This is a genomic window from Microbacterium sp. HSID17254, from assembly GCF_003989315.1.
Taxonomy (GTDB): domain Bacteria; phylum Actinomycetota; class Actinomycetes; order Actinomycetales; family Microbacteriaceae; genus Microbacterium.
This window is the reverse complement of sequence record NZ_RBLT01000213.1, coordinates 1-725: the sequence shown is the minus strand read 5'-3', so window position 1 is coordinate 725 and position 725 is coordinate 1. Positions and strand designations below refer to the sequence as shown.

Here is a 725-nt window from a genome sequence, read left to right as displayed (position 1 = left end):
GCACGGCTCCCTCCCGGGCTCGTTCAACTGACAGGTTGAACAGAGACGTGTCCCGCGCTACGGTCTGTTCAACCGAGAGGTTGAACGAGGAGGGGTCGTGGAGGACCGGCTGAACCGGGTCTTCGCCGCACTGGCGGACCCGATCCGGCGCGACATGGTGGCCCGGCTGGCGACGGCCGACGCGACCGTGACCGAGCTGGCCGAGCCCTACGACGTCTCCGTGCAGGCCGTCTCCAACCACATCCGGGTCCTGGAGGGCGCGGGGCTGGTCCGGCGCAGCCGGCAGGCCCAGCGCCGTCCGGTGCACCTCGATGCGGAGGTCTTCGACCTGATGACGGCCTGGATCGAGCGGTACCGGCGGCAGGTGGAGGAGCGCTACGCGCGCCTCGACGACCTCCTCGACGCCGAGACCGCACCCACCGAGCACGAGGAGACGGCATGAGCACCACCGGCACCCGCGGCACGGCCGTCGACACCGTCGACGACCTGCCCGCCCTCCGCATCACCCGCGAGCTCGACGCCCCGCCGGAGCGGGTCTTCGACGACCACGGCGACGAGGACAAGGTCCGTCGCTGGCTGGGGCCGCGCGGGCTGACGATGACCGTGCACCGCTGGGACGCCGTGACCGGCGGCGGCTACCGCTACACCCACGCCGGCGACGACGGGGAGTACCGCTTCTTCGGCTCCTTCCACGAGGTCCGGGCCCCGGAGCGGATCGTGCAGAC

2 protein-coding genes are annotated in these 725 nt (G+C 72.0%); both read left to right on the top strand.

Annotated elements, in window-relative coordinates:
• The first annotated feature begins 97 nt into the window (after positions 1-97).
• Complete coding sequence (locus D8M34_RS18660; RefSeq protein WP_126894750.1) at positions 98-442, top strand: ArsR/SmtB family transcription factor; 345 nt, start codon at positions 98-100, stop codon at positions 440-442.
• Positions 439-725, top strand: a 287-nt coding sequence (locus tag D8M34_RS18655) for an SRPBCC domain-containing protein (protein WP_174235414.1), incomplete at its 3' end; no start/stop codon positions are given. The genes D8M34_RS18660 and D8M34_RS18655, both read left to right, overlap by 4 nt.